This window comes from Enterobacter soli (genome assembly GCF_964208575.1).
Lineage (GTDB): Bacteria > Pseudomonadota > Gammaproteobacteria > Enterobacterales > Enterobacteriaceae > Enterobacter > Enterobacter soli_A.
Map to the genome: position 1 here is coordinate 211,736 of NZ_CAXOFU010000006.1, position 25,360 is coordinate 237,095.

23 protein-coding genes, 1 pseudogene and 1 other annotated feature are annotated in these 25,360 nt (G+C 57.8%); of the genes and pseudogenes, 7 read left to right on the plus strand and 17 right to left on the minus strand.

Annotated elements, in window-relative coordinates; translation table 11 throughout:
* The 4 genes and pseudogenes from thrA to yjjY all read right to left on the minus strand — a co-directional run bounded on the left by thrA (position 1) and on the right by yjjY (position 4,050).
* Positions 1 to 2,463, minus strand: a complete 2,463-nt coding sequence (thrA, locus tag AB6V08_RS08540) for a bifunctional aspartate kinase/homoserine dehydrogenase I (protein ID WP_368542271.1) — start codon at positions 2,461 to 2,463, stop codon at positions 1 to 3.
* A 25-nt stretch (positions 2,464 to 2,488) separates the two neighbouring features.
* Positions 2,489 to 2,606, minus strand: a sequence feature (Thr leader region).
* Positions 2,545 to 2,613 carry a thr operon leader peptide gene (gene thrL, locus AB6V08_RS08545; protein ID WP_015572623.1) on the minus strand — a complete coding sequence of 23 codons (69 nt, stop codon included), beginning with the start codon at positions 2,611 to 2,613 and terminating at the stop codon, positions 2,545 to 2,547. Its footprint overlaps the feature before it by 62 nt.
* A gap of 211 nt (positions 2,614 to 2,824) precedes the next feature.
* Positions 2,825 to 3,511: a tRNA/rRNA methyltransferase gene (locus AB6V08_RS08550; protein WP_368542272.1), complete on the minus strand. Its 687-nt coding sequence runs from the start codon at positions 3,509 to 3,511 to the stop codon at positions 2,825 to 2,827.
* A gap of 399 nt (positions 3,512 to 3,910) precedes the next feature.
* Positions 3,911 to 4,050, minus strand: a pseudogene (gene yjjY / locus AB6V08_RS08555) (protein YjjY).
* A 95-nt stretch (positions 4,051 to 4,145) separates the two neighbouring features.
* On the opposite strand from yjjY, the gene arcA reads away from it, so the two are divergent.
* Entirely contained in the window at positions 4,146 to 4,862 is a 717-nt protein-coding gene (gene arcA, locus AB6V08_RS08560; protein ID WP_003856501.1) for a two-component system response regulator ArcA, read from the plus strand.
* A 46-nt stretch (positions 4,863 to 4,908) separates the two neighbouring features.
* Here the strand turns inward: arcA and creC are convergent, their stop codons facing one another.
* The 3 genes from creC to creA are packed head-to-tail and all read right to left on the minus strand — an operon-like array spanning position 4,909 to position 7,501.
* Positions 4,909 to 6,327, minus strand: a complete 1,419-nt coding sequence (gene creC, locus AB6V08_RS08565) for a two-component system sensor histidine kinase CreC (protein WP_368542273.1) — start codon at positions 6,325 to 6,327, stop codon at positions 4,909 to 4,911.
* Positions 6,327 to 7,016: a two-component system response regulator CreB gene (gene creB / locus AB6V08_RS08570; RefSeq protein WP_368542274.1), complete on the minus strand. Its 690-nt coding sequence runs from the start codon at positions 7,014 to 7,016 to the stop codon at positions 6,327 to 6,329. Before creB ends, creC begins: the two co-directional genes overlap by 1 nt.
* 14 nt (positions 7,017 to 7,030) lie before the next feature.
* The gene (creA, locus tag AB6V08_RS08575) at positions 7,031 to 7,501 is read right to left on the minus strand and encodes a protein CreA (RefSeq protein WP_368542275.1); all 471 of its coding nucleotides are present in this window, start codon (positions 7,499 to 7,501) and stop codon (positions 7,031 to 7,033) included.
* Between the two features lie 212 nt (positions 7,502 to 7,713).
* Between creA and robA the strand changes: the two genes are divergently transcribed.
* Positions 7,714 to 8,583 (plus strand): MDR efflux pump AcrAB transcriptional activator RobA, encoded by an 870-nt coding sequence (gene robA, locus AB6V08_RS08580; RefSeq protein ID WP_368542276.1) that lies wholly within the window; start codon positions 7,714 to 7,716, stop codon positions 8,581 to 8,583.
* Here robA and gpmB read toward each other — a convergent pair.
* Positions 8,580 to 9,227 (minus strand): 2,3-diphosphoglycerate-dependent phosphoglycerate mutase GpmB, encoded by a 648-nt coding sequence (gene gpmB / locus AB6V08_RS08585; protein WP_368542277.1) that lies wholly within the window; start codon positions 9,225 to 9,227, stop codon positions 8,580 to 8,582. The two genes, robA and gpmB, sit on opposite strands and share 4 nt — an antisense overlap.
* Positions 9,228 to 9,276: 49 nt before the next feature.
* Between gpmB and yjjX the strand changes: the two genes are divergently transcribed.
* On the plus strand, positions 9,277 to 9,792 hold the full coding sequence (gene yjjX / locus AB6V08_RS08590; protein ID WP_368542278.1) for an inosine/xanthosine triphosphatase: 516 nt from the start codon (positions 9,277 to 9,279) through the stop codon (positions 9,790 to 9,792).
* A 73-nt stretch (positions 9,793 to 9,865) separates the two neighbouring features.
* Here the strand turns inward: yjjX and trpR are convergent, their stop codons facing one another.
* Positions 9,866 to 10,192 carry a trp operon repressor gene (gene trpR / locus AB6V08_RS08595; protein WP_368542279.1) on the minus strand — a complete coding sequence of 109 codons (327 nt, stop codon included), beginning with the start codon at positions 10,190 to 10,192 and terminating at the stop codon, positions 9,866 to 9,868.
* A 55-nt stretch (positions 10,193 to 10,247) separates the two neighbouring features.
* The gene (sltY, locus tag AB6V08_RS08600) at positions 10,248 to 12,185 is read right to left on the minus strand and encodes a murein transglycosylase (protein ID WP_368542280.1); all 1,938 of its coding nucleotides are present in this window, start codon (positions 12,183 to 12,185) and stop codon (positions 10,248 to 10,250) included.
* A 229-nt stretch (positions 12,186 to 12,414) separates the two neighbouring features.
* On the opposite strand from sltY, the gene ettA reads away from it, so the two are divergent.
* The gene (gene ettA / locus AB6V08_RS08605; RefSeq protein WP_032660788.1) at positions 12,415 to 14,082 is read left to right on the plus strand and encodes an energy-dependent translational throttle protein EttA; all 1,668 of its coding nucleotides are present in this window, start codon (positions 12,415 to 12,417) and stop codon (positions 14,080 to 14,082) included.
* Between the two features lie 92 nt (positions 14,083 to 14,174).
* On the opposite strand, the gene AB6V08_RS08610 is transcribed toward ettA, so the two are convergent.
* A complete protein-coding gene (locus tag AB6V08_RS08610; RefSeq protein WP_368542281.1) occupies positions 14,175 to 15,074 on the minus strand; it encodes a LysR family transcriptional regulator in 900 nt (299 codons plus the stop codon).
* Between the two features lie 108 nt (positions 15,075 to 15,182).
* On the opposite strand from AB6V08_RS08610, the gene AB6V08_RS08615 reads away from it, so the two are divergent.
* Positions 15,183 to 16,184, plus strand: coding sequence for a zinc-binding alcohol dehydrogenase family protein (locus tag AB6V08_RS08615; RefSeq protein ID WP_368542282.1), 1,002 nt, complete (start codon positions 15,183 to 15,185; stop codon positions 16,182 to 16,184).
* A gap of 184 nt (positions 16,185 to 16,368) precedes the next feature.
* Here the strand turns inward: AB6V08_RS08615 and nadR are convergent, their stop codons facing one another.
* Genes nadR through serB form a run of 3 tightly spaced genes read right to left on the minus strand, consistent with a single transcriptional unit; the run spans position 16,369 to position 20,002 of the window.
* Entirely contained in the window at positions 16,369 to 17,601 is a 1,233-nt protein-coding gene (gene nadR, locus AB6V08_RS08620; RefSeq protein ID WP_368542283.1) for a multifunctional transcriptional regulator/nicotinamide-nucleotide adenylyltransferase/ribosylnicotinamide kinase NadR, read from the minus strand.
* A 35-nt stretch (positions 17,602 to 17,636) separates the two neighbouring features.
* Positions 17,637 to 19,022, minus strand: a complete 1,386-nt coding sequence (gene radA / locus AB6V08_RS08625; protein WP_368542284.1) for a DNA repair protein RadA — start codon at positions 19,020 to 19,022, stop codon at positions 17,637 to 17,639.
* 11 nt (positions 19,023 to 19,033) lie between these two features.
* Positions 19,034 to 20,002, minus strand: a complete 969-nt coding sequence (gene serB, locus AB6V08_RS08630; RefSeq protein ID WP_368542285.1) for a phosphoserine phosphatase — start codon at positions 20,000 to 20,002, stop codon at positions 19,034 to 19,036.
* Positions 20,003 to 20,119: 117 nt separating this feature from the next.
* On the opposite strand from serB, the gene AB6V08_RS08635 reads away from it, so the two are divergent.
* Positions 20,120 to 20,767: a YtjB family periplasmic protein gene (locus tag AB6V08_RS08635; RefSeq protein ID WP_368542286.1), complete on the plus strand. Its 648-nt coding sequence runs from the start codon at positions 20,120 to 20,122 to the stop codon at positions 20,765 to 20,767.
* Between the two features lie 34 nt (positions 20,768 to 20,801).
* Positions 20,802 to 21,818, plus strand: coding sequence for a lipoate--protein ligase LplA (gene lplA / locus AB6V08_RS08640; RefSeq protein ID WP_368542287.1), 1,017 nt, complete (start codon positions 20,802 to 20,804; stop codon positions 21,816 to 21,818).
* Between the two features lie 61 nt (positions 21,819 to 21,879).
* Here the strand turns inward: lplA and deoD are convergent, their stop codons facing one another.
* The 3 genes from deoD to deoA form a co-directional block, all read right to left on the minus strand.
* The gene (gene deoD / locus AB6V08_RS08645) at positions 21,880 to 22,602 is read right to left on the minus strand and encodes a purine-nucleoside phosphorylase (protein WP_100777730.1); all 723 of its coding nucleotides are present in this window, start codon (positions 22,600 to 22,602) and stop codon (positions 21,880 to 21,882) included.
* 125 nt (positions 22,603 to 22,727) lie between these two features.
* Positions 22,728 to 23,951: a phosphopentomutase gene (gene deoB, locus AB6V08_RS08650; RefSeq protein ID WP_368542288.1), complete on the minus strand. Its 1,224-nt coding sequence runs from the start codon at positions 23,949 to 23,951 to the stop codon at positions 22,728 to 22,730.
* Between the two features lie 53 nt (positions 23,952 to 24,004).
* Positions 24,005 to 25,327: a thymidine phosphorylase gene (gene deoA / locus AB6V08_RS08655; RefSeq protein WP_368542289.1), complete on the minus strand. Its 1,323-nt coding sequence runs from the start codon at positions 25,325 to 25,327 to the stop codon at positions 24,005 to 24,007.
* Positions 25,328 to 25,360: the final 33 nt, after the last annotated feature.

Here is a 25,360-nt window from a genome sequence, read left to right on the forward strand (position 1 = left end):
TTAAACTCCTAACTTCCATGACAGGGTACGCAGCAGATCGGCAAACACACCCGCCGCCGTAACATCGTTCCCTGCGCCATAGCCGCGAAGCACCAGCGGCAGTGGCTGATAATAGTGGCTGTAAAACGCCAGGGCGTTCTCGCCGTTTTTCACTTTGTACAGCGGATCGTTGCCATCCACTTCGGCAATCTTCACGCGGCAAACGCCGTCTTCTTCAATGTTGCCAACATAGCGCAATACCTTGCCTTCATCACGGGCTTTCGCCACGCGGGCGGCAAATGCGTCGTCAAGCTGCGGCAGACGGCTCATAAAGGTGCTGACGTCGCCGCTGTCGTCGAACTCTTTCGGCAATACCGGTTCGATTACGATATCGGAAAGCTCCAGCTCGCGTCCGGTTTCACGCACCAGAATGAGCAGCTTACGCGCTACATCCATACCGGAGAGGTCGTCACGCGGGTCCGGCTCCGTATAGCCCAGCTCGCGCGCCGCGCGGGTCGCTTCGGAGAGGCTCATGCCCTCATCCAGCTTGCCAAAGATAAACGACAGCGAACCGGAGAGAATGCCGGAGAAACGCTGCAGTTCGTCGCCGGCGTTGAGCAGGTTTTGCAGGTTTTCGATAACCGGCAGGCCCGCGCCCACGTTGGTGTCATACAGGAACTTACGGCGCGACTTGCTCGCCGCCAGGCGCAGCTGATGGTAATAATCCATCGACGAGGTGTTGGCCTTTTTGTTCGGCGTCACCACGTGGAACCCTTCGCGCAGGAAGTCGGCGTACTGATCGGCCACCGCCTGGTTCGAGGTACAGTCGACAATCACCGGGTTCAGCAGGTGATACTCTTTCACCAGACGAATCAAACGCCCGAGATTGAACGGCTCTTTGGCGTCGGCCATTTCAGCCTGCCAGTTTTCCAGATTCAGGCCGTGAACGTTGGTCAACAGCGCTTTTGAGTTCGCAATACCGCAGACGCGCAAATCAATATGCTTCTTCTTCAACCACGCCTGCTGGCGTTTTACCTGCTCCAGCAGCGCGCCGCCGACACCGCCCACGCCAATCAGGAACAGCTCGATCACCTGGTCGGTATTGAACAGCATCTGGTGCACGACGCGCACGCCGGTGGTGGCATCGTCATTATCCACCACCACCGAAATGGAACGCTCGGACGAGCCCTGGGCGATGGCCACAATGTTGATATTGGCGCGAGCCAGCGCCGCAAAGAACTTGGCGGAGATGCCGCGCAGGGTGCGCATACCGTCGCCCACCACGGAGATAATCGCCAGACGCTCCTGGATTGACAGCGGCTCCAGCAGTTCTTCTTTCAGCTCCAGATAGAACTCTTCTTCCAGCGCACGGCGCGCGCGCAGACAGTCCGCCTGGGGCACGCAGAAGCTGATGCTGTATTCGGATGAGGATTGGGTAATCAGCACCACGGAGATCCCGTTGCGGGACATCGCGGCGAACACGCGGGCCGCCATGCCAACCATGCCCTTCATGCCCGGCCCTGACACGCTGAACATCGCCATGTTATTCAGGTTAGAAATGCCTTTAACCGGCAGACCGTCTTCGTCAGCGCTGGCGCCAATCAGCGTACCCGGCGCCTGCGGGTTTCCGGTATTTTTAATCAGGCAAGGGATCTGGAACTGGGCAATCGGGGAGATAGTGCGAGGATGAAGGACCTTAGCGCCGAAGTAGGAAAGCTCCATCGCTTCCTGGTACGACATCGACTTCAGCAGCCGGGCGTCCGGTACCTGGCGCGGGTCGCAGGTATATACGCCGTCGACGTCAGTCCAGATCTCGCAGCAGTCTGCGCGTAAACAGGCCGCCAGCACGGCAGCGGAGTAGTCGGAGCCGTTACGGCCCAGCACGACCAGCTCGCCCTTCTCGTTCCCGGCGGTGAAGCCCGCCATCAGGATCATGTGGTCGGACGGAATTTTGCTCGCGGCAATACGGCGAGTGGATTCGGCAATATCAACGGTGGATTCGAGGTAATGGCCCACGGCCAGCAGTTTTTCTACCGGATCGATCACCGTCACGCTGTGACCGCGCGCTTCCAGCAGACCCGCCATGATGGCGATAGAGAGTTTCTCACCGCGGCAGATTAGCGCCGCATTGATACCGTCCGGGCACTGACCCAGCAGGCTGATGCCGTGCAGGACGTGTTTGATTTGGGCAAATTCTTGTTCGACAAGGGATTTCAGCTGTGCCAGCGGGAAACCGGGCTGGATGTCAGCCAGCCCCTGGAGCAGATCGGCGAAGATTCGCTCTGCATCGCTAATGTTCGGAAGTGCATCCTGGCCACCGATGGTTTTTTCAATCATCGCCACCAGATGGTTAGTGATTTTCGCCGGGGCAGAAAGCACGGTCGCAACCTGCCCCTGCCTGGCATTGCTCTCCAGGATATCGGCAACGCGCAGAAAACGTTCCGCATTTGCCACTGATGTACCGCCGAACTTCAACACTCGCATGGTATTACCTCGTTACCTTTAGCCGAAAAAAAAAGCCCGCACTGTTCAGGTGCGGGCTTTTTTCTGTTTTTCCTGTACGCGTCAGCCCGCATCGTTACCTGTGGTAATGATGATGGTTGTTGTAATGGTGGTGATGCTGATGCGCTTCATGGATGTTGTGTACTCTGTAATTATTATCTGTCTGTGCTGTATTCTTTTAGGGTTAAAGGATCGGGCCTGCTAAGTCAATGAATTTTTAATTTGATCACAGTTCGGGACGCTCTCACGTCCCTCTGCTTGCAGATTTATTTTCATCCGATTACGCCAGACGCAACCCTTGTTATCAGTCTGTTCCGCCATATAAAAATCTTATGGCAGCATTTTACTCGGCTAATTTTTTTTCAATGTCGTGCAGCAATCGGTGCAGCATGGCCGTGTCCCGCTGCTCAAGACGTCCCAGACGCTGATGTAGCCAGTCGGCCATTTTCAGATCGCCCGCCACGCCAAGCTGAGATAACAGCCCCTGAGCACGTTCCCGCAGCGCGGCCAGCTGATTTTCATCCGTCGCAGCCGCCTGCGGCTGGGCAATTTGCATTAAGGATGCTAATTGATAGCAATAAACCATCACCGCCTGGCCTAAATTCAGCGACGGATAATCGGCCACCATCGGCACGCCCGTCAGCACGTCGGCGAGCTCCAGCTCTTCGTTAGTCAGGCCCGAATCTTCCCGGCCGAAAACCAGCGCGGCTTTCTCCAGCCACTGACTTTTCTCGGTCAACATCGGCACCAGCTCGGCGGGCGTGGCGTAGTAATGGAACTTCGCCCGGCTGCGCGCCGTGGTGGCGACGGTGAAAGAGATGTCGTGCAGCGCGTCGGCGAGCGTGGCGTAAGTGGTTATATTATCTAGGATATCTCCCGAGCCGTGCGCCACCCACCGCGCGGCTGGCTCCAGGTGCGCAGTGCTGTCGACAATGCGTAAGTCCGTAAATCCCATGGTCTTCATGGCGCGCGCCGCAGCGCCTATATTTTCCGATCTCGCTGGCGCAACCAGCACAATTGACAGATGCATTTATGCTCTCTTTTTAATCAGTTAGCGCGAAAAAATGTGAGGTGCCTCAACATATTACGCAGAGCGAATTTACAAAATTGCAACACAAATCACCGAAATAGCGTTTCATAACAAATTAAAGACGCTAAACTATTTTGAGACTGAACAATCAGTTAGAATGTTAACAGATGCACCTTATCCCTATGTTTAATAATGATAATGGCCGCATAAATACCGTTTTCTGATTGGATTCATATTGTTTATCAATCAATGTCCGCAACTAGTTGGTTTATTGAAAATTTGTGACAAAGGCTAGCATTCAGATACGATGATTTCATCAAACTGTTAACGTGCTACAATTGAACTTGATATATGTCAACGAAGCGTAGTTTTATTGGGTGTCCGGTGTCACTTAGCCTGTTATGTTGCTGTTAAAATGGTTAGGATGACAGCCGTTTTTGACACTGTCGGGTCCAGAGGGAAAGTACCCAGACCAAGCTAATGATGTTGTTGACGTTGATGGAAAGTGCATCAAGAACGCAATTACGTACTTTAGTCACGTTAGGCCGATCATGTTAATTTGCGACATGCATCAGGCAGGTCAGGGACTTTTGTACTTCCTGTTTCGATTTAGTTGGCAATTTAGGTAGCAAACATGCAGACCCCGCACATTCTTATCGTTGAAGACGAGTTGGTAACACGCAACACGTTAAAGAGCATTTTCGAAGCAGAAGGCTACGATGTCTTTGAAGCGACCGATGGCGCAGAGATGCATCAGATCCTTTCTGAAAATGATATCAACCTGGTCATTATGGATATCAACCTGCCGGGCAAAAACGGCCTTCTTCTGGCGCGCGAGCTGCGTGAACAGGCGAACGTCGCATTAATGTTCCTGACAGGCCGTGACAACGAGGTCGATAAAATTCTTGGCCTGGAAATCGGCGCGGATGACTATATCACCAAACCGTTTAATCCTCGCGAGTTAACCATTCGTGCACGCAACCTGCTGTCCCGCACCATGAATCTGGGTACGGTCAGCGAAGAGCGTCGTAGCGTAGACAGCTACAAATTCAACGGCTGGGAACTTGATATCAATAGCCGTTCGCTGATTAGCCCGAACGGCGAGCAGTACAAGCTGCCGCGCAGTGAATTCCGCGCGATGCTGCACTTCTGCGAAAACCCGGGCAAGATCCAGTCCCGTGCAGAGCTGCTGAAGAAAATGACCGGTCGCGAGCTGAAGCCTCATGACCGTACCGTAGACGTGACTATCCGTCGTATTCGTAAGCACTTCGAATCTACGCCAGATACGCCGGAAATCATCGCCACGATCCACGGCGAAGGCTACCGTTTCTGCGGAGACCTGCAGGAATAATCCTGTACTCAGGCATTAAAAAACGGCGCGTTTGCGCCGTTTTTTTTCAGGATTGCGCAAGCGTCAGCGTCGCAACCACGCCACCTTCGGCCCGATTCTCAAGTGCGATACTCCCCTGATGCAGGCGAGCCACCTCCTGCACAAACGCCAGCCCTATCCCGCTGCTTTTGTACCCGTTCTCGCGCGGCAGCGAGTAAAACCGTTCAAAAATACGCGCCAGCGCATAATCCGGAATACCGCTTCCGCTGTCGGTAACGGTTATCCGCACCTGCTTCTGCTCATCCCGCGCCGCAAGCGCAAGGGTTCCGCCCGGCGGGGTAAAATCGATCGCGTTATCCAGTAAATTCCCCAGCGCCTGCTCAAGCAGCTCGGGCTCGCCGGCCACCTTGAGGGAGGTGCTATTGCAGGTCAGCGTCAGGTTTTTAGCCGACAGAAGCGCCGAGCGGGCATCGGCAACCCGGGTGAAAAGCGCGTCAACGCTGACGCTCACGGGCGCTATCTCTACTCGGTTCTCCAGCCGCGCCTGGGTGAGAAGCTTCTCCACCAGCGACTGCATCCGGGCGTTTTGCGCCAGAATGTTGTCGATAAATCGCTTCGACACCTCGGGCGGCGGCCGTTCGCTCAGGATCTCTGCCGCACCGCGAATCGCCGCCAGCGGGCTTTTCAGCTCGTGGGTGAGCGCATGAACGTAGCGTTCAATGTCCTTCTTACCCTCCAGGCGAATACGCATGTTTTCCAGGGCCTGCGCCAGCCTGCGCAGCTCGCTGCTGCCGGGATCGGGTAACGGCAGCGGCGCATCGTTCGTCACCGAGTCCGCATAGCGCGACAAGGTGCTGATGGAGCGGTTGATCCACCAGGCCACCGCCAGACCAATCAGCAGCGCTATGCCCAGCAGCGCGGCGCCTGCCCACAGTATCCGCCGCTCGCTGCGGTGAATGACCGGCGCCATCGCGCTGTTGGGCTTGCCGACGGAGAGTACGCCGATAATCTTGCCGCCGTCGTAAATCGGCGCGGCCACGTACATCACCGTATTTTCCCGATCGGCGTTATTCACCGGCGAGCTGCGCGCGCCGTACTTGCCCCTGAGCGTCAGGTAGACGTCGTTCCAGCGGGAGTAATCTTCGCCCACCGCACGCCCGGCGGAATCAAAAACCACCCGGCCCTGGGCATCGGTCATGTAGACGTGATACTCGTTACGCACCTTTTGAATGCCGCCAATATCGGCGTTGATGGGCCGCTGGCGGAGCTGTGAAAAGGCCTGCGACAGCCTGTCCTGCTGCGCATGTCCTGAGAGTAAATCCTCGCGCCCGACCTCAGCCAGCAGCGTGGCGGTGTCGATCAGCGTCCCTTCCGTGGCCCTGCGCACCCCGGGCTTTACCTCCTGGACAAAGATCGACAGCACAAACCAGGCGGCGATGGCCACGATCAGGAAGTACCCCAGCAGCAACCGCATTCCGATGCGCATTAATATTGACCCAGGCTATAGCCCATCCCGCGATGCGTGCTGATGGGCGAGAGTTCGTCGTTCACCGCCCGCAGCTTGGCGCGCAGCGTTTTGATATGGGTATCGACCGTGCGATCGAAGCTATCGCCTTCATCGCCCCATACGTTGTCCATAAGCTGCTGACGAGAAAACACGCGTCCCGGCGCGAGCAGAAAGGTTTTGAGCAGCAAAAACTCGTAGCGGGTGAGCGTGAGCGGCTCGCCGCACCAGCTGATGCGGGCGGCGGGTTCGTTCAGCTCAAACTCTCCGACCCGGACGATTTCAGAAGGCAAAGCGGATTTTTGCATCCGGCGCAAAATCGTCCGGACCCGGGCGCATACCTCGCGCGGTGAGAAGGGTTTCGCAACGTAATCGTCGGCCCCCATCTCCAGCCCGAGCAGCTTGTCCACCTCGTCGCTACGCGCCGTCAGGAACAGCACGGGCAGCGACGGATGCAGCGCCAGGAGCTTTTGGCACAGCTCAAAACCGCTGAGATCCGGCAGCCCCACGTCGAGGATGGCAAGCGCCGGCGCCTGACGCCGTGCCGCGTCGAGCGCCGGCAGGCCGCGTTCGAAGGCCTTCACCGCAAATCCCTCCTGCTGGAGCATGTAGATAAGCGTGTCGGCGATGCTGATTTCATCTTCAACCAGCCAGATCAGAGGTTGCTGCATAGTCAGTGCCTGAATTAACGCCACGGCATAATCGGCACGGCACTCAGGGCGTTTTTCGGCGAGCCTTCCACCACTTTGTCGGAATAGGCCAGATACGCCAGGGTGTTACGTTTGGCATCGTAGAAACGCACAACCTGCAATTTCTTAAACACTAACGAGGTCCGTTTCTGGAATACCACGTCACCCTGGGCTTTGCCGTTTTTGATCTTATCGCTCAGCTCAACCGGGCCGACCTGCTGGCAGGAGATGGCCGCATCGGAGGTGTCTTCAGCCAGCCCCAGCCCGCCTTTGATACCGCCCGTTTTCGCACGGCTGATGTAGCAGGTGACGTTTTTCACATCCGGGTCGTCGAAGGCTTCCACCACAATTTTGTGGTCAGGGCCGAACACTTTAAACACGGTATCCACCGAGCCAATTTCCTCTGCCAGCGCCGCGCGTCCGGTCATCAGCAGCAGGGCGGTTAAGATCAATGTCTTGTATTTCATATTGTTACCATTCTTTAAAATTACATTGAGCGATTATTCAACACTTTAGATAAAAATGTAGCAAGATCACATGATTAGAATATATTTGCCCGCAAAGCGCAGCAAAAAGCATGAAAACGCAAAAAAAACACTGAATGCTAAAACATCAAAAAATGCTATTATCCGCTAACCTGTTAACAGGGCACCTGCTGTTTTAAGGATGAGGATAGTATATGGATCAGGCTGGAATTATTCGCGACCTGCTTACCTGGCTGGAGGGTCACCTCGACCAGCCTTTGTCACTGGATAATGTGGCGGCAAAAGCAGGCTATTCCAAGTGGCACCTGCAAAGGATGTTCAAGGATGTCACCGGACATGCCATCGGTGCCTATATTCGTGCGCGTCGTCTGTCGAAATCTGCCGTGGCGCTGCGCCTTACCGCACGCCCGATTCTGGATATTGCCCTGCAATACCGTTTCGATTCGCAGCAAACCTTCACCCGCGCGTTTAAAAAACAGTTCTCGTTAACGCCAGCGCTTTATCGCCGCTCGCCTGACTGGAGCTCGTTTGGTATGCGTCCGCCGCTGCGTCTGGGCGAGTTCGCGATGCCGAAGTATGAAATCATCACGCTGCCTGAAACCCATCTGATTGGCACAACGCAAAGCTACTCCTGTTCGCTGGAGCAGATTTCCGAGTTCCGCCATCAAATGCGCGTGCAGTTCTGGCGCGATTTCCTCAGCCATGCGCCGGCGATCCCGCCGCTGCTGTACGGCCTGAACGAAACGCACCCAAGCCAGGAAAAAGACGACGAGCAAGAGGTGTTCTACACCACTGCCCTACCGCCTGAGCTGGCAAACGGCTACATTCAGGGCTCAAAACCGGTGGTGCTGGAAGGTGGCGAGTACGTCATGTTCACGTACGAAGGGCTGGGCACGGGCGTGCAGGAATTTATCCTGACCGTTTACGGCACCTGTATGCCGATGCTGAATCTGAACCGTCGTAAGGGTCAGGACATTGAGCGTTACTATCCGACCAGCGATGTGAAGCCGGACGAACGCCCAATCAATCTGCGTATGGAATTCCTGATCCCAATTCGTCGTTAACGCTGCAGTTCATCCAGCGCAGGGGCATCGAGATGCGAAATGTCCCCTGCCATCTCCACTACCCATCCTGACGCCAGCCACTGGCTTTCCTGATAGTCGATACGGGAAATAGAACAGTTACGCAGACGCAAGCGGCGCTCCGCGTAAGCAGGCAGCCCCAGGATCGTGCTCACCAGACACCCCAGCGCAATACCGTGGCTAACCAGCAGCGGACGGCTACCCGCCGGAAGCTTCAGGCATTCTGCCAGCGCCTGATGCATACGCACGCTCAGCTCCTGCATGGATTCACCGTCAGGAATACGCCCATCTTCGGTCCCGTTCACCAGTGTGCGGCGCCAGCCCTCTTCCGTTTCGGTGAGCGAGTCGATATGGCGTTTTTCCAGGATCCCCATATCCAGCTCGCGCAGGCGCGGCTCAAGGGTGACGTCACAGCCGCAGGCGTCAGCGATGATGCGCGCCGTCTGCTGCGTGCGACCTAAATCGCTGGAGATAACGTGGGTAATGCCCAGCGTTCTGGCACGTTCTGCAACTTGCCGCGCCTGCTGAACACCCTTGTCGGTGAGAGGACTGTCTGACTGCCCTTGAATACGTCGCTCGGCGTTCCACTGCGTTTCACCGTGGCGAACAAGGTATACCTGTAACATGCTTTTTTTCCGTTATACTGCGATGAGTTTTTTTGAATCGAGCTTAATTATGCACCATGTTGTCTCTGCTACCACTAATCCTGCCAAAATTCAGGCAATTCTAAGGGCATTTGAAGAGATCTTCGGCGAAGGATCCTGCCATATTGACGCCGTCTCCGTCGAGAGCGGTGTCCCGGAACAGCCGTTTGGCAGCGAGGAAACGCGGGCTGGCGCACGAAATCGCGTGGCTAACGCGAAGGTGGCTCGTCCTGAGGCGGATTATTGGGTGGCGATAGAAGCGGGCATCGACGAAGGCGCGACCTTTAGCTGGGTCGTGATTGAAAACCGCGAACGGAGCGGTGAAGCGCGCTCCGCCACGCTGCCGCTGCCGGCGATCATTCTGGAAAAAGTCCGCGCGGGAGAAGCGCTCGGGCCGGTGATGTCGCAATACACCGGCATCGATGAGATTGGTCGTAAAGAGGGGGCGATTGGCGTGTTTACCGCGGGGACGCTTACGCGTTCAAGCGTGTATCACCAGGCGGTTATCCTGGCGCTGAGCCCGTTCCATAACGCGATTTATCGGTGAGATTGTCGTTGTCGGCCTGATAAGCAGCACCCTTGCCGGATGGCGGCGTTGCCTTATCCGGCCTACGGGAACCTCAGGCGTTTTTCAGCAACACCGCTTCCAGCCACTGACGCAGCTCAACCGGCGCCGATTTCAGGCTGTTTGAGCCGCGGGTAATGGTGGCAATGCCCGCGCCGAGCTCGTTTTTCAGCTCGCGCTGGCTCATCTCTCCTCGCAGCAACTCTTCGATAATACGCACGCGCGTGCCCAGCGCTTCACGCTCGTCGGGCGTGAGCATCAGCTGCAAAAGCGGTTGGTGCAGATCTTCTGAATAGGCCTGGCGGAGCAACTCCACGAAACGAAGCCACTCCTGATTGCGCTGTTCGGCCATCGCCGATGAATAAGGGGAATGCTGGGTCATGTTATGCCGCCTGTTGTACTCATTAACGAGTACAGCATAACACAACCCATGCGGATCAGTAACGCCTCTCCCACTCGGCGTCGCTCAACAGGGTGTCTTTCTGCCCCATGAAGTAGCGATAGTAGGCGTCATAAGCCAGCACGTTCTTCACGTATCCGCGCGTTTCCGAGAACGGAATGCTCTCAACAAACGCCACGGCGTCGAGGCGACCCGCGCTGTTGCCGAGCCAGGTACGCACGCGCCCCGGGCCCGCGTTGTAGGCGGCGGACGAGAAGATGCGGTTGTTACCAAACTGCTGGTAAACGTACTGGAGGTAGCTGGTGCCGATGTTGATGTTGGTATCCGGATCCAGCAGCTGCGACGGGCTGCTGTAGCCTGGGATATTAAACATCTTCACCGTGTGCGTCGCGGTGCCGGGCATGATCTGCATCAGCCCGCTGGCACCGACCGGGGAGCGCACCTTCGGGTTCCAGGCGCTCTCCTGACGGGCAATTGCCATCGCATAGCTCTGCGGAATGTCTTTGCCGCTGGTGTAGCGATCGAACAGATCTTTATACGCCAGCGGGAAACGCTCTTCGAGATGATCCCACAGCTTGCCGGAGATCGTTGCCTGCACGCTCAGATCCCACCAGTGGTTATCAAAGGCATAGCGCGCCAGCTGGGCTTTTTCGTCGGTCGTCCGGCTGGTGACCAGGTTCGCCCACTCGCTGCGCGCGGTGTTGTCCATGTTCCAGTACATCAGCTCCCGCACGCGCGCCATTTCAGGCCCCTGCGTCAGCGCCGGGTTGGCGTTGGTCGGGGCTTTGTCGATGCGGAAGGTGTACTCCTCGCCCAGACGCTGGGCCGCCACCATCGGGTAAAAGCCGCGCTGCTGCATCAGGGCGTGGAGGATCTCTTTGGCTTCGTCTTCACGACCGCGCTCCAGCAGCATGTCGGCCTGCCAGTAGCGCCATTCGTCTTTCTCTTTGGCGTCCATCGGCAGACGCGCAAGCCAGGTATTCAGGCCGCGGCGGTCGCCGTTGCCGAGCGCCATACGCACCCGACGCTCAACCAGCGAAACGGAGTTCGAACGCATCACCGCGTCGTCACGCCAGCGCGCCTGCTCGTCGGTCACATCGGTGCCCATTAAGCGCCACGCCACGGTGTCGCGCAGCTCCTGGGTTTGTTCCTCGTTGAGCTGCTGCGCCTGCACCAGCTGCGGGATCATCAGCCGCGCGTTTTCCACATCGTCGCGCGCCACGCTGGTGAAAGCGACCGCAGCCATCTGGCGGGTAAAGTCCGTCGCGCCCGTGGTGCGGGCAAAGGTCATCACCGAGTTGGGATCGTTTGCCAGGGCAATAACCGCGCTGGAAATGGTCTGATAGTCTGACGGCATTTGCCCCGCAAGCGCCGTCACCAGGCGCGTATTCCCGGCCTTCATGGCCAGGCGAATGCGCTCAAGGTAGGCCAGCGGATCCTGCTGGCCTGACGCGCGCCACGCGCCAAACAGGGAGTCGCAGGCGTTCGGCTGGCTTTTGCCGGTCAGCCACAATTCTTTCGCCCCGGCCCAGGCCTCTTCCTGCTGCCCGGTGGCCCACTTGGCGTAGTAGTAGTTACACTGCGCTTCGGTGGTGTTCGGTTTGTCCGGGCTAAAGGCCAACAGCCCGCGCCAGTCTTCGCGGCGCGCCAGTTCGTTCACAAAGCGGGATTGCAGGTTTCGCGCAGGCGGCAGGGTCGGATTCGCCTGAATGAAGTTATTCACGGTGACCGTCGGCTGATTCATCAGGTCGTCGGTGATCTGGCGATACTCCAGATACGGATACAGCGGATAATCCTTGAGCGTGGGCATCAGCGCCTGCACGGTATCCATTTGCTTGTTGTCCCACGCCTGCTTGATTTGTGCATAGCGACTACGTTGTTCATCCAGTGAATCGGCGTGCGCCGCGTGGTTTAGGGTCATCACGCATACGCTGGCAGCCAGCAGACGCCAGACCACCCGTTTGGCTTTTTCCACAAGCTCTTCCTCATTATGTGTTGAATGCAATTGCAGCGTCTTGCCACGTAAAAGTCTAATTAACTTATGCTAACCAGGCATCTATCAACGCGCCACGTCATGAACACTTTTTTACCTTTCTTGCGCGTTTTAACACTCCCGACGTTCCTGGCTGGGATTAGGCAGTGAAAAAGGCTACACTTCGCAGCTAATACCCATTCTCATCACGATAAAAGAGGCGAAGTCCAACGTGGCTCAATTCGTTTATACCATGCATCGTGTCGGCAAAGTGGTCCCGCCGAAACGTCATATTCTTAAAAATATCTCGCTGAGCTTCTTCCCGGGCGCAAAAATCGGTGTTCTGGGTCTCAACGGTGCCGGTAAGTCCACCCTGCTGCGCATCATGGCCGGCATCGATACAGACATCGAAGGTGAAGCCCGTCCGCAGCCTGGCATCAAAATCGGCTATCTGCCGCAGGAACCGCAGCTGAACCCGGAACACACCGTGCGTGAATCCGTGGAAGAAGCGGTGTCCGAAGTGGTTAACGCGCTGAAAGGTCTGGATGAAGTGTATGCAAAATACGCCGAGCCGGACGCTGATTTCGACAAGCTGGCCGCTCAGCAGGGCAAGTATGAAGAGATTATCCAGGCGCACGACGGTCACAACCTGAACGTGCAGCTTGAGCGCGCCGCTGATGCGCTGCGCCTGCCGGACTGGGATGCGAAAATCGCGAATCTGTCGGGTGGTGAACGCCGCCGCGTGGCGCTGTGCCGCCTGCTGCTGGAAAAACCAGACATGCTGCTGCTCGACGAACCGACTAACCACCTAGATGCAGAGTCCGTGGCGTGGCTGGAACGCTTCCTGCACGACTTCGAAGGCACCGTTGTGGCGATTACCCACGACCGTTACTTCCTCGACAACGTGGCGGGCTGGATCCTGGAGCTGGACCGCGGTGAAGGTATTCCGTGGGAAGGTAACTACTCCTCCTGGCTGGAGCAGAAAGATCAGCGTCTGGCGCAGGAAGCCTCTCAGGAAGCGGCACGCCGTAAGTCTATTGAGAAAGAGCTGGAGTGGGTTCGTCAGGGCGCTAAGGGCCGTCAGTCTAAGGGCAAAGCCCGTCTGGCACGCTTCGAAGAGCTGAACAATACCGAATACCAGAAACGTAACGAAACCAACGAACTGTTTATTCCACCTGGAGCCCGCCTGGGTGACAAAGTGGTTGAAGTCAGCAACCTGCGCAAGTCCTACGGCGACCGCCTGCTGATTGACGATCTGAGCTTCTCCGTACCGAAAGGCGCCATCGTCGGCATCATCGGTCCGAACGGCGCGGGTAAATCGACCCTGTTCCGCATGATGTCCGGTCAGGAACAGCCTGACAGCGGCTCTATCACCCTGGGTGAGACCGTGAAGCTGGCTTCCGTTGACCAGTTCCGCGACGCGATGGACAACAGCAAAACCGTATGGGAAGAAGTGTCCGGCGGTCTGGACATTATGCGTATCGGCAACACCGAAATGCCGAGCCGCGCTTACGTTGGCCGCTTTAACTTCAAAGGCACCGACCAGGGCAAACGCGTGGGCGAGCTGTCCGGCGGTGAGCGTGGTCGTCTGCACCTGGCGAAACTGCTGCAGGTTGGCGGTAACGTTCTGCTGCTCGATGAACCAACAAACGACCTGGATATCGAAACCCTGCGCGCGCTGGAAAACGCCCTGCTGGAGTTCCCGGGCTGCGCGATGGTTATCTCGCACGACCGCTGGTTCCTTGACCGTATCGCGACCCACATTCTGGACTACCAGGATGAAGGTAAAGTGGAGTTCTTCGAAGGTAACTTCACCGAATACGAAGAGTATAAGAAACGCACTCTCGGCGCCGACGCGCTGGAGCCGAAGCGTATTAAGTACAAGCGTATTGCAAAATAAGTGCCTGAGTGCCGGGTGGCGGCTTCGCCTTACCCGGCCTACGGTACTGTGCAGTTTGTAGGCCGGGTAAGCGTCAGCGCCACCCGGCTTTTTTATTTGCTCACGTAATACCGCTTCACCTCTTCAAACTGCATCGCAAAGTCGATATAGCTCATCAGCGCAGGCGAATTCAGCTTGCGGCTCGGGTAGGCCAGCCACAGCTCATTGCCCTCCACGTTCCACGCTGGCAGCACCGGCACCAGCGCCCCCTTCTCGACCTTATCTTCCAGTAAAAAGGCAGGCAGCAGCGTTATCCCCGCCCCTGCGATGGCACTTTCCCGGGCGTAGACCAGGTTATCGGTGACGTGGGCGTTGTCCGGCAGGAAGCGGTAATCTTCATTTCCACTTTGCAGCACCCACTCCGCCCAGGCTTTGTGGGTAATGCAGCGGTGTTCAATCAGCTGGCGAGGGTGCTCAAGCGGCGCGAAGCGCGCCAGATAGTCCGGCGAGGCCAACAGGCAGCGCGGGCAGTGTCCAATCATGCGGCCAATCAACGACGAGTCCTGCGGCTTGCCGGTGCGAAGCGCCACGTCAAAGCCCGACTCCACCAGATCCACCACGTCGTCGGAGATAGAGACATCCAGCGACACGTCCGGGTAGCGGCGCTGGAATTCGGCGTTCATGTGCGCCAGCAGCGTTGCGCCAATCCCCGCCGGGCAGGTAATGCGCAGCCGTCCGCTCGGGTTATCCCGCAGACGCCCAATGGCGTACTCCGCCCGCTCGCTGGCGGCCAGCATTTCCCGGCAGTGCACCAGATAGTGCTCACCCGCAAAGGTCAGGTTGAGTTTGCGCGTGGTGCGGTTCAGCAGCCGGATCCCCACCTGCTGCTCAAGCTGGCTGATGCGCTGGCTGACGCTGGACTTCGGCAGCCCGGCCTTTTGCGCGGCGGCGGTGAAGCTGCCCATCTCGGCCACCAGCGCAAACAGCGCCATATCCTGAAGCTGTTTAAACATGATTGTTCATCCTGTGCGAACACTTCGTTCTTGATTGTCCATCTTATCACGCAACAGTCCACTTTATAGACTAGCCTCAACACAACGCATTCCACTGAGGAGTTCATCATGACCGTTAAAGCCATTGCCGTTAATCCTGCCCAACCCAGCGCGTTTATTGAAATCACCCTGCCCATGCCTGAGCCGGGCGAACACGATTTACTGGTCGAAGTGAAAGCCGCGTCGGTGAACCCGGTTGATACCAAAGTTCACGCCGGGATCGCCAAAAACGGCCTGCAAACGCCACGCGTTCTCGGCTGGGACGCCAGCGGTATCGTGACCGCCGTCGGCGCGGGCGTGACCGGGTTTAAGCCTGGCGATGAAGTGTGGTACGCAGGGGATATCACCCGTCCCGGCAGCAACTCGACCTACCAGCTTATCGACGCCCGGATTGTCGCGCATAAGCCCTCGAGCCTCGACTGGGCGGCCTCTGCGGCACTGCCGCTGACCGCGCTCACCGCCTGGGAAGGCCTGTTCGAGCGGCTGAACATTCAGGACGCCGGACAGGAAAAAACGCTGCTGATCATCGGCGGCGCGGGCGGCGTCGGATCGCTGGCGATCCCGTTTGCGAAGCACAACAGCAAGGTGAAGATTATCGCCACGGCGTCGCGGGAAGAGTCCGCCCAGTGGTGCCGCGATCGCGGTGCGGATCTGGTGGTGAACTACCGCGATCTGAAAGGCGAGCTGAAAAAACAGGGGATCGACTTTGTGGATTACATTTTCATCCTGAACGATACCGACGGGCACTGGGACGCCGTGAGCGAACTGATTGCGCCGCAGGGGCATATTTGCTCCATCGTGGAGAATGAGCACCCGCTGAATCAGGACAAGCTGAAATCCAAGTCCGCCGCGCTGCACTGGGAGTTTATGTACACCCGCAGCATGTACCAGACCGCAGATATGGCGCGTCAGGGGGAGATCTTAAACGAGGTGGCGAAGCTGGTGGATAACGGCGTGGTGGAAAGCTCGCTCAGCGAAACGCTGCACGGTTTGAGCGTGGAGAGTATCACTGAGGCACACCGGAAAGTGCTGGACGGGCATATGCGCGGGAAAGTGGTGGTGGCGTACTGAGTGGTTTGTTCCCCTCACCCTGCCCTCTCCCCAGAGGGGAGAGGGTAAATACGGCTCCGTGCGATCCCTATGGAGAGAGGCTAAAAACGGCTCCGTGCAAGCCCTGTGGGGAGAGGCTAAAGACAGCTCCGTACGATCCCCTCTCCCCTTCGGGGAGAGGGTTAGGGTGAGGGGGGCCAGCGATTTACCCCTGCTCCCCCATCATCTCCTTCACCAGCTCCACGCAGCGCAGGAAACGGTTGTCGTAGTCCAACTCTTCCACATGCACAAACTCAACGTTGTTCTCGTTGAGCATCTCCACCAGCATGGTCTGGAACTCTTTGCGATCCACCGAGCTGCCGAGGCTGCGCATGCCGTCGGCAACCCACGGGGTATTGTTTTCCAGCAGGATCACCAGGTCGAAGCGGTATTCGTCTATCAGCGCCTGCACGAACGGGTGCTCGCGCCCTTCGTACTTTTTACAGAACGCCTGCGTGGTGACGAAATCGGTATCGATAAACGCCACCTTGTTGGCATATTTCACTGCAAAATCAATGTACTGCGCGTGACCGAGCGCGATTTTATCGTAGTCGGAATACTGGAGCGCCATCTCGTCGCCGCCGAGGTGCGAGAAGACGTAATCGCGCCCGTACTCCCAGGCGCTGGTGGTGTTAAAGATGTTCGCCAGCTTATTGACCAGCGTGGATTTACCGCTCGACTCGCCGCCCAGGATCGCCACCGTGCGCACGAAGAACGGCTTCACCTCGGTGGGGATGTAGTCCCAGTAGCGGAACGGGTTTTCGCGGATCTGCGCGCCGCTGATGTTCATAAAGGTACGCTTCGGATCGATAATCACCGTTTCGATGCCCAGATGCTCGCGGAACTGCGGCGCATCGGACTCTTCAGAGGTGTAGATCCAGTTCGGGGCAATCCCCTTCTCTTCCATAAACCCTTTGATGCCGTTGCTCCACACGTCCCAGCCGTGCGGATACGGCTCCATGCCCTCTTCGTTAAAGGCATGAATACGGATGTTTTTCTGATACTTAAAGGTCTGGAGCAGCCAGCGCAGGCGGTCGGGCACCGTCGGCTGTTGCGACATGGCGCTGTCTTCGAACAGCTGACGATCGCGGGTTTCGTCGTACCCCATGATGATGTGCAGCTCGTCGACCTGGCTACAGGCGCGCTGGATCAGATAGATATGGCCGGTATGCAGCGGGTAGAACTTGCCGAACACCACGCCGATGTTCTTTTGCATACGCGGGAATTCAAGCCCCAGAAAGCGGTGCAAGGCTTCCAGCTTTTGCGCGCTGGGGCTTTTGATTTTGGCGTTCAGCAGCTGGCTAAGATAGCCTTTGGTCATACCGCTGGCGTCCGCCACCTGCTGTAAGGTGCAGCCTTTCTGACGGATTGCGGTTTTAATGTAGTCAAAAGATGACATAAATTACGGTGCCTCCTGCAAAATCGAATACGTAATTATAAGTCGTCAAAGACATTTAACGCATCTGCGAGTTTCTTCACGCCAAAGACCTTCATCCCTTCCGGGATTTTTTTCGGCACATTAGCGGCCGGAACGATAGCCCGGCGGAAACCGTGTTTTGCCGCCTCGGAGATACGCTCCTGCCCGCTCGGCACCGGGCGAATTTCCCCGGCCAGACCGACCTCGCCAAACACCACTAAATCCTGCGGCAGCGGCCTGTCGCGCAGGCTGGAGACCATCGCCAGCAGCAGCGCCAGGTCGGCGCTGGTTTCGGAAACCTTCACGCCGCCGACCACGTTGACGAAGACATCCTGATCCGCCATTTGCAGCCCGCCGTGACGGTGCAGCACCGCCAGCAGGATAGCCAGACGGTTCTGTTCCAGACCTACCGCCACGCGTCGCGGGTTGCCCATCATGGAGTGATCTACCAGCGCCTGGATCTCTACGAGCAGCGGGCGCGTCCCTTCCCACAGCACCATGACGGAGCTACCAGACGTGACTTCATCGCCCCGGCTCAGGAAGATGGCGGACGGGTTGTTCACCTCGCGCAGCCCCTGCTCGGTCATGGCGAAAACGCCCAGCTCGTTAACGGCGCCGAAGCGGTTTTTGTGGCTGCGCAGGGTGCGGAAGCGGGAGTCGGCGTCGCCGTCGAGCATCACCGAGCAGTCGATACAGTGCTCCAGCACTTTCGGGCCCGCCAGCGAGCCGTCTTTGGTGACGTGGCCGACCATCACAATCGCCACGCCGCGGGTTTTGGCAAAGCGCGTAAGATAGGCCGCGGTTTCGCGCACCTGCGCCACGCTGCCCGGCGAAGACTGAATATCCGCCATGTGCATCACCTGGATGGAGTCGATCACCATCAGCTTCGGCTGCTCTTCTTCGGCAATCATGCAGATCTGCTCGATGCTGGTTTCCGAGAGCATGTTCAGGTTGCCCGTTGGCAGGCCAAGGCGGTGCGCGCGCATCGCCACCTGCTGCAGGGACTCTTCCCCGGTAACGTACAGGGTTTTCATCTGCTCGGCGAGCTTGCACAGCGTCTGCAACAGCAGCGTGGATTTACCCGCGCCCGGGTTACCGCCGATAAGGATCGCGCTGCCCGGCACGACGCCGCCGCCGAGCACACGGTCGAACTCTTTAAATCCGGTGGAAAAGCGCGGCAGTTCTTCGAGGCTGATGTCGGACAGCTTTTGCACTTTCGCGACGCCCGCATTCCCCGCATAGCCGCTCAGGCGCTCGTTGCGGGCCACGCTCGGCGAAGCCGCCACACCACGCACTTCGGTGATGGTGTTCCAGGCATGGCAGGCGCTGCATTGCCCCTGCCAGCGCGGATAATCCGCACCACATTCATTACAGACAAATGCGCGTTTTGGAGCTTTCGCCACGGTTTACCTCTTTATTTCTGGTTAACGCTGCCGGAGAGAATGCAGAACACCCCCATCAGGTCAGCATGACGGATAGTCACTTCCGTCTTTTCATTCACTTTTGGCTTGGCGTGATAGGCGATGCCAAGGCCCGCCGCTTTGATCATCGGCAGATCGTTCGCGCCGTCACCGATAGCCACGGTCTGGGCGACCGGGATTTCATACTTCTCTGCCAGACGGGCCAGGGTGTTGGCTTTGTACTGGGCATCCACGATGTCGCCAATCACGTGTCCGGTGAGCTTGCCGTCCATGATCTCCAGCTCGTTCGCCACCACGGTGGTCAGGCGCAGCTTGTCGCGCAGGTAGTCGGCGAAGAAGGTGAACCCGCCGGAGGCGATAGCCACCTTCCAGCCGAGGGTTTCCAGCTTGAGCACCAGCTGCGTCAGCCCCGGCATCAGCGGCAGCTCGTCGCGCACCTGGCGCAGAATATTGGCGTCAGCCCCTTTCAGGGTCGCCACGCGCTGTCTCAGGCTGGCGGTGAAATCCAGCTCGCCGCGCATGGCGCGTTCGGTCACTTCGGCCACCAGCTCGCCGCTGCCGGCCAGCTTCGCAATTTCATCAATACATTCGATCTGAATGGCGGTGGAGTCCATGTCCATGACCAGCAGGCCAGGGGTTTTCAGATGCGGAATTTTGCCCAGCGGCGCAACGTCCAGCCCGGCGTCGTGGGCCAGGCGCGTGGCGCGCTGCGTCAGGGAACCTGCCAGGCGGATCACCTGGTAATCTTCAACGCACCAGGCGGCGACAATCACCATCGCCGCACCCAGCTTGGTTTGGTACTGGGTCAGGCGCTGTTTATCCAGGCCGCGTCCATACAGCAGCCAGCCGCTACGACCGGCGTGGTAGTCCAGAGGCATTACCTCATCACCACTTAAAGAGAGCGGCAATCCTGGCCATAAAGAGACATCTGTTGGCAGATCGCACCAGGTAATGTTCGGCATTGAAGCTCCTGTAATTTCGTTCGCGCCGGAAGGTTCCAGAGGGAAAATAACGCATGAGGCTACCCTGTAACCATCACTTCTGGCAACATTAAGCCGTAAATTTTCAGCAGGTGGAATATGGCTCGCGCAAAACTGAAATTCCGGCTTCATCGCGCCGTGATCGTCCTTATCTGTCTCGCGCTATTAGTGGCGTTGATGCAAGGGGCATCGTGGTTCAGCCAGAACCATCAACGACAACGCAACCCGCAGCTTGAAGAGCTGGCGCGCACCCTGGCGCGTCAGGTGGCGCTCAACGTTGCGCCGTCGATGCGGACCGAAACGCCGGATGATAAGCGGATAAGCCAGGTTTTACGCCAGCTTACGGATAACAGCCGTATCCTGGACGCCGGGGTGTACGACGAACAGGGCGACCTGATTTCCCGCGCCGGTGAGCACGTTGACGTCCGCGATCGCCTGGCGCTGGACGGCAAAAAAGCCGGGGGCTATTTCAACCAGCAAATCGTCGAACCTATTCAGGGGAAAAATGGCCCGCTCGGCTATTTGCGCCTGACGCTCGACACCCATACCCTCGCCACCGAAGCCAAGCAGGTGGATAACACCACCAATATTTTGCGCCTGATGCTGCTGCTTTCCCTGGCGATCGGCGTGGTGCTGGCCCGCACCCTGCTGCAGGGCAAACGCACCCGCTGGCAGCAATCGCCGTTCCTGCTGACCGCAAGCAAGTCCGTGCCCGAAGAGGAAGAGGGCGAGAAGAAAGATCAGTGATAAAGTAGGCGGACGATTCGGAAAAGGAACTCTCATGACGACGTTACGCCTGCTTATCTCAGACTCTTACGATCCCTGGTTTAATCTCGCGGTGGAAGAGTGCATCTTCCGCCAGATGCCCGCCACCCAGCGCGTACTTTTCCTGTGGCGCAACGCCGATACCGTGGTCATTGGCCGCGCGCAAAACCCGTGGAAAGAGTGCAACACCCGGCGTATGGAAGAGGATAACGTCCGTCTGGCGCGCCGCAGCAGCGGCGGCGGCGCGGTGTTCCACGATCTGGGCAATACCTGCTTTACCTTTATGGCGGGCAAGCCGGAATACGATAAAACCATCTCCACCTCGATTGTCCTGAACGCGCTTAACGCGCTGGGCGTGACGGCAGAAGCCTCCGGGCGTAACGATCTGGTGGTCAAAACCTCCGACGGGGATCGCAAAGTCTCCGGCTCGGCCTACCGTGAAACGATGGATCGCGGTTTCCACCACGGCACCCTACTTCTTAACGCCGATCTCAGCCGTCTGGCGAACTACCTGAATCCCGACAAGAAAAAGCTTCAGGCCAAAGGCATTACCTCGGTACGCGGCCGCGTGGCGAATCTGGTCGAACTGCTGCCGGGCATTACCCACGAGCAGATTTGCGAGGCCGTTCGCGAGGCGTTCTTTGCCCACTATGGCGAGCGCGTGGAGGCGGAAGTCATTTCCCCGGACAAAACCCCGGACTTGCCCAACTTCGCCGAAACCTTTGCCCGCCAGAGCAGCTGGGAGTGGAACTTCGGCCAGGCGCCGGCGTTTTCTCATCTGCTGGACGAGCGGTTTACCTGGGGCGGCGTGGAGCTGCACTTTGACGTGGAAAAAGGGCATATCACCCGCACGCAGGTGTTCACCGACAGCCTGAATCCGGCACCGCTGGAAGCGCTGGCGGCGCGATTGCAGGGCTGTTTGTACCGGGCGGATATGCTGCAGCAGGAATGCGACGCGTTGATTGGGGATTTCCCGGAGCAGGAGAAAGAGCTGCGGGAGCTGTCAGCGTGGATTGCGCAGGCCGTGCGCTAAGTGCGGTTTGGTGCCCTCACCCCGGCCCTCTCCCACAGGGAGAGGGAGGGAAGAGAAAGAATTACTCTTTATCGCCCAGCAGAACGGATTCCAGCGCGATTTTGATCATGTCGTTGAAGGTGGTCTGACGCTCGGCGGCAGTGGTCTGCTCGTGAGTACGGATGTGGTCAGACACGGTGCAGATGGTCAGCGCTTTCGCACCGAATTCCGCCGCCACGCCGTAGATACCGGCCGCTTCCATTTCCACGCCCAGGATGCCGTATTTTTCCATCACGTCGAACATTTCGCCGCCGTCTGGTGCATAGAACAGGTCAGCAGAGAAGATGTTGCCCACGCGCGCGTCAACGCCCAGCGCTTTCGCCGCGTCTACCGCGTTACGCACCATGCCGAAGTCAGCAATCGCCGCGAAGTCGTGATCTTTGAAACGCATACGGTTCACTTTGGAATCGGTGCAGGCACCCATCCCGATCACCACGTCACGCAGCTTAACGTCCATACGCACGGCGCCGCAGGAGCCCACGCGGATGATTTTCTTCACGCCGAAATCGGTGATCAGCTCTTTGGTGTAGATGGAGCAGGACGGGATACCCATGCCGTGACCCATTACGGAGATTTTGCGGCCTTTGTAAGTCCCGGTGAAGCCCAGCATACCGCGCACGTTGTTAACTTCACGCACGTCTTCCAGGAAGGTTTCTGCAATGTGCTTCGCACGCAGCGGGTCGCCCGGCATCAATACGACGTCAGCGAAATCACCCATTTCTGCATTAATGTGAGGAGTTGCCATCTTCAGTTCCTTTTACATTGTTGTTTTTGCCGGGTGGCGGCTACGCCTTACCCGGCCTACATTCTGTTCTCCCTCTCCCTGTGGGAGAGGGCCGGGGTGAGGGCATCAGGCCTCACCCTATCCGTTTAGAACATAGCCTTGCCATATTCCATGTCAGACGTACCAAAGTATTTCGCGATGGTCTGGCCGATGTCCGCGAAGGTTTCGCGGTGGCCCAGCGAGCCAGGCTTCACTTTCGGGCCGTATACCAGCACCGGGATGTGCTCGCGGGTGTGGTCAGTACCGGTCCAGCTTGGATCGCAGCCGTGGTCAGCGGTCAGGATCAGAATGTCATCTTCCCCTACCAGCTCCATCAGCTCAGGCAGACGGCGGTCGAACAGCTCAAGACCTGCGGCGTAGCCGGCGATATCACGACGGTGACCCCATGAAGAGTCGAAGTCCACGAAGTTGGTGAAGACAATGGTCTTATCGCCCGCTTCTTTCATCTCTTTGATGGTGGCATCAAACAGCGCGTCCAGACCGGTGGCTTTCACTTTTTTGGTGATGCCGCAGTTGGCGTAGATGTCCGCGATTTTACCCACGGAAACCACGTGACCATCTTTCTCTTCGACCAGCTTTTGCAGCACGGTCGGTGCCGGTGGCTCAACGGCCAGGTCGTGACGGTTGCCGGTACGCTGGAAGTTACCCGCTTTGTCGCCGATGAACGGACGCGCGATAACGCGGCCAATGTTGTAGCCGCCTTCGGTCAGCTCTTCACGGGCGATTTCGCACAGCTCGTAAAGTTTATCCAGGCCGTAGGTCTCTTCGTGGCAGGCAATCTGGAACACGGAGTCAGCAGAGGTATAGAAAATCGGCTTGCCGGTTTTCATGTGCTCTTCGCCGAGCTCGTCCAGAATCACCGTACCGGAAGAGTGGCAGTTACCGAGGTAGCCCGGCAGGTTGGCACGCTTAACCAGTTTATCGAGCAGCTCCTGCGGGAAGCTGTTCTGGTGGTCAGAGAAGTAACCCCAGTCGAACAGAACCGGCACGCCAGCGATTTCCCAGTGGCCTGACGGGGTATCTTTACCGGAAGAGAGCTCATGCGCCCAGGCGTATGCGCCCACCACTTCCGCGTTGGCATCCATACCGGCGGCAATTTTGCCGGTGGAGCCTTCGTGGGCTTTAACCAGACCCAGACGGGTCAGGTTTGGCAGAGTCAAAGGGCCTTTACGACCGATGTCCGCTTCGCCTTTAGCACAGGCTTCTGCGATGTGACCCATGGTATCGGAACCCACGTCACCAAAGCGTTCTGCATCTTCGGTAGCGCCGATGCCGAATGAGTCCAGCACCATAATAAATGCACGTTTCATAATTGTTCTCCGTACGTAGTGCTTCAAAAAATAGCGATCAGATCAGTATACCGTTATTCAGTGATTCGGCGATAGACCGTCGGCGTGCTTTCCGGTGCTTTATCGTCAAGCTTAATTGCCGCTTTCACCGCCTTCGCCGCCTCCTGCCAGGAGTTTTCATCCTTAGCATGAATAATTGCCAGCGGACGCTGTCCGTCTACGCTGTCGCCCAGGCGCGCCATATCGGTGAAGCCCACGCTGTAATCAATCGTGTCCGACGCCTGACGACGACCGCCGCCCATTGATACGACCGCCATGCCGAGCGCGCGGGTATCCATAGCGGAAACAAATCCTTCGGTGTCGGCGTAGACCGCTTTGCTGAGCGTCGCGCTCGGCAAATATTTCGCATAATTTTCGACGAAATCGGACGGGCCCTTCTGCGCCGCCACCATGCGACCGAAGATTTCAGCCGCTTTGCCGTTATCCAGCACCGCCTGCAGTTTCGCACGCGCTTCGGCGTCGTCTTTGGCCAGCTTGCCGGAGATCAGCATCTCAACGCACAGCGCCATGGTGACGTCGAACAGACGCGGGTTACGGTACTCACCCGTCAGGAACTGCACCGCTTCACGCACTTCAACGGCGTTCCCTGCGCTGGACGCCAGCACCTGGTTCATGTCGGTCAGCAGCGCGGTCGTGCGCACGCCTGCACCGTTGGACACGCCCACGATGGCTTCGGCCAACGCCTCAGAGAGTTCATAAGTCGGCATAAACGCGCCGCTGCCCACCTTGACGTCCATCACCAGTGCGTCCAGCCCTTCGGCCAGTTTCTTCGCCAGAATCGAGGCGGTAATCAGCGGGATGGAGTCAACGGTCGCGGTAATATCACGCGTCGCGTAGAAACGCTTGTCAGCCGGAGCAAGAGAGCTGGTCTGGCCGATAATCGCCACACCAACGTCTTTAATAATGTCGCGGAAGCGATTGTCATCCGGGAAGATATCGAAGCCCGGGATGGCTTCCAGTTTGTCGAGCGTACCGCCGGTATGGCCCAGGCCGCGCCCGGAAATCATTGGGATGTAACCGCCGCAGGCCGCCACCATTGGGCCAAGCATCAGGGACGTCACATCGCCCACGCCGCCGGTGGAGTGTTTGTCCACAATCGGGCCGTTAAGGTTCAGGCTTTTCCAGTCCAGAACCGTTCCTGAATCTCGCATTGCCATGGTCAGCGAGACACGCTCGGGCATCGACATATCGTGGAAGAAAATGGTCATCGCCAGAGCCGCAATTTGCCCTTCAGAGATGGTGTTATCGCGAATGCCGTTGATAAAGAAGCGGATCTCTTCGTCGCTTAATGCATGACCATCACGTTTTTTACGAATAATTTCTTGTGCGAGAAACACGGTAACCTCCATGCGGAATCGGGGGAGTTGTGG

Excerpts from the sequence above, each read along its gene's own strand:
- creA (WP_368542275.1), bottom strand. The coding sequence starts at position 7,501 with ATGAAATACAAGACATTGATCTTAACCGCCCTGCTGCTGATGACCGGA.
- lplA (WP_368542287.1), top strand. The coding sequence starts at position 20,802 with ATGACGACGTTACGCCTGCTTATCTCAGACTCTTACGATCCCTGGTTT.
- gpmB (WP_368542277.1), bottom strand. The coding sequence starts at position 9,227 with ATGTTACAGGTATACCTTGTTCGCCACGGTGAAACGCAGTGGAACGCC.
- AB6V08_RS08610 (WP_368542281.1), bottom strand. The coding sequence starts at position 15,074 with ATGTTTAAACAGCTTCAGGATATGGCGCTGTTTGCGCTGGTGGCCGAG.
- trpR (WP_368542279.1), bottom strand. The coding sequence starts at position 10,192 with ATGACCCAGCATTCCCCTTATTCATCGGCGATGGCCGAACAGCGCAAT.
- creB (WP_368542274.1), bottom strand. The coding sequence starts at position 7,016 with ATGCAGCAACCTCTGATCTGGCTGGTTGAAGATGAAATCAGCATCGCC.
- deoB (WP_368542288.1), bottom strand. The coding sequence starts at position 23,951 with ATGAAACGTGCATTTATTATGGTGCTGGACTCATTCGGCATCGGCGCT.
- robA (WP_368542276.1), top strand. The coding sequence starts at position 7,714 with ATGGATCAGGCTGGAATTATTCGCGACCTGCTTACCTGGCTGGAGGGT.
- arcA (WP_003856501.1), top strand. The coding sequence starts at position 4,146 with ATGCAGACCCCGCACATTCTTATCGTTGAAGACGAGTTGGTAACACGC.
- thrA (WP_368542271.1), bottom strand. The coding sequence starts at position 2,463 with ATGCGAGTGTTGAAGTTCGGCGGTACATCAGTGGCAAATGCGGAACGT.
- deoD (WP_100777730.1), bottom strand. The coding sequence starts at position 22,602 with ATGGCAACTCCTCACATTAATGCAGAAATGGGTGATTTCGCTGACGTC.
- AB6V08_RS08615 (WP_368542282.1), top strand. The coding sequence starts at position 15,183 with ATGACCGTTAAAGCCATTGCCGTTAATCCTGCCCAACCCAGCGCGTTT.
- serB (WP_368542285.1), bottom strand. The coding sequence starts at position 20,002 with ATGCCGAACATTACCTGGTGCGATCTGCCAACAGATGTCTCTTTATGG.
- creC (WP_368542273.1), bottom strand. The coding sequence starts at position 6,327 with ATGCGCATCGGAATGCGGTTGCTGCTGGGGTACTTCCTGATCGTGGCC.
- AB6V08_RS08635 (WP_368542286.1), top strand. The coding sequence starts at position 20,120 with ATGGCTCGCGCAAAACTGAAATTCCGGCTTCATCGCGCCGTGATCGTC.
- yjjX (WP_368542278.1), top strand. The coding sequence starts at position 9,277 with ATGCACCATGTTGTCTCTGCTACCACTAATCCTGCCAAAATTCAGGCA.
- AB6V08_RS08550 (WP_368542272.1), bottom strand. The coding sequence starts at position 3,511 with ATGCATCTGTCAATTGTGCTGGTTGCGCCAGCGAGATCGGAAAATATA.
- nadR (WP_368542283.1), bottom strand. The coding sequence starts at position 17,601 with ATGTCATCTTTTGACTACATTAAAACCGCAATCCGTCAGAAAGGCTGC.